This is a genomic window from Burkholderia sp. Bp9090, assembly GCF_003857985.1.
Lineage (GTDB): Bacteria > Pseudomonadota > Gammaproteobacteria > Burkholderiales > Burkholderiaceae > Burkholderia.
In genome coordinates this window covers 1-1,881 of the sequence record NZ_QTPV01000094.1, presented here as the reverse complement: position 1 = coordinate 1,881, position 1,881 = coordinate 1, and the positions used below count along the sequence as shown (strand labels likewise).

Here is a 1,881-nt window from a genome sequence, read left to right as displayed (position 1 = left end):
TGGCTCGACACGCAGAACCCTGCAAGCCTCGCCCAGAAAGCCCACGACGCGGAAGGCGTGTTCCGCAGGACCGGCATCACGTTCGCCGTGTACGGCGACGCGCAGGCCGCCGAGCGCCTGATTCCGTTCGACATCGTGCCGCGGATCATCTCGGGTGCGGAATGGAGCCGGCTGTCGCTCGGCATCGAGCAGCGCGTGATGGCGCTCAACGCGTTCCTCGACGACATCTACCACCGCCAGGAGATCGTGCGCGCCGGCATCGTGCCGAAGCACCTGATCGCGCACAACGAGGCGTTCATCCCGGAGATGATCGATTTCCGGCCGCCCGGCAACGTCTACACGCACATCATCGGCGTCGACATCGTGCGCACCGCCGAGAACCAGTTCTACGTGCTCGAGGACAACGCGCGCACGCCGTCGGGCGTGTCGTACATGTTGGAAAACCGCGAGACGATGATGCAGCTCTTTCCCGAGCTGTTCCAGCAGGTCAAGGTGCGCCCGGTCGAGACCTATCCGCAGATGCTGCGCCAGTCGCTCGCGGCCGTGTGCCCGCCGGGCGGCAACGCCGACAACCCGACCATCGCCGTGCTCACGCCCGGCATCCACAATTCCGCGTACTACGAACATTCGTTCCTCGCCGACCAGATGGGCGTGCACCTCGTCGAGGGCAGCGACCTGCAGGTGGTCGACGGCCGCGTCGCGATGCGCACCACCGAAGGCTTCCGGCCGATCGACGTGCTGTACCGCCGGGTCGACGACGCGTTCCTCGATCCGCTGACGTTCCGCCCCGATTCGGTGCTCGGCGTGGCCGGGATCATGGACGTCTACCGCGCCGGCAACATCACGATCGCGAACGCGCCCGGCACCGGCATCGCCGACGACAAGGCGATCTACTCGTACATGCCGGAGATCGTCGAGTTCTACACGGGCCGCAAGGCGCTGCTGGAGAACGTGCCGACCTGGCGCTGCGGCGAGGCCGACAGCCTGAAATACGTGCTCGACCATCTCGACGAACTGGTCGTGAAGGAAGTGCATGGCTCGGGCGGCTACGGGATGCTGGTCGGGCCGTGCGCATCGAAGGCCGAAATCGAGGCGTTCGCCGCGAAACTGCGCGCGCGTCCCGCGAACTACATCGCGCAACCCACGCTGGCGTTGTCCACGACGCCGATCCTGACCGAAGCCGGCCTCGCGCCGCGCCACGTCGACCTGCGGCCGTTCGTGCTGGTGTCGGACCGGATCCGCATCACGCCGGGCGGGCTCACGCGCGTCGCGCTGCAGGAAGGCTCGCTGGTCGTCAACTCGAGCCAGGGCGGCGGCACCAAGGACACCTGGGTGCTGGCCGACTGAGCCGGGCACGACCGCGCGCGCCGCAGCCGGCGCGCGAACCGAACGAAGACGGAGTGGACACGAGATGCTTCTGGGACGAACTGCGAGCGGTCTTTACTGGATGTACCGCTATATCGAGCGCGCGGAGAACATCGCGCGCATCGTCGATGCCGGGCTGCGGATGGCGCTCACGCGCACGTCCGACGCGCCGGCCGAATGGTCGTCGGTGCTGGTCAGCTCGGGCGCGGACGACGGCTATCGTCAGAAGTACGACGCCTATGCCGCCGATACCGTGACCGACTATCTGCTGCGCGACCGCGACAACCCGTCGAGCGTGCTGTCGTGCATCGAGGCCGCGCGCTCGAACGCGCGGATGGTGCGCACGGCGCTCACGCGCGAGGCGTGGGAGAGCGTGAACGGCGCCTGGCTCGCGCTGCGCCAGGCGCTTGCGCAGCCGGTGCCGGAGAGCGGGCTGCCGGCGGTGCTCGACGAAGTGAAGCGCGAAACCGCGCTGATCCTCGGCAGCTTCTACAGCACGATGCTGCGCAACGAGAT

The 1,881-nt window shown here is 67.8% G+C and carries 2 protein-coding genes; both read left to right on the top strand.

The window, feature by feature from the left end; genetic code table 11:
- Nucleotides 1-1,347 (top strand): circularly permuted type 2 ATP-grasp protein (locus tag DIE16_RS36185; protein ID WP_148095410.1); only part of this gene is annotated, 1,347 nt, incomplete at its 5' end.
- A 64-nt stretch (nucleotides 1,348-1,411) separates the two neighbouring features.
- A partial coding sequence (locus tag DIE16_RS36180; RefSeq protein ID WP_185735556.1) for an alpha-E domain-containing protein occupies nucleotides 1,412-1,881 on the top strand: 470 nt, incomplete at its 3' end.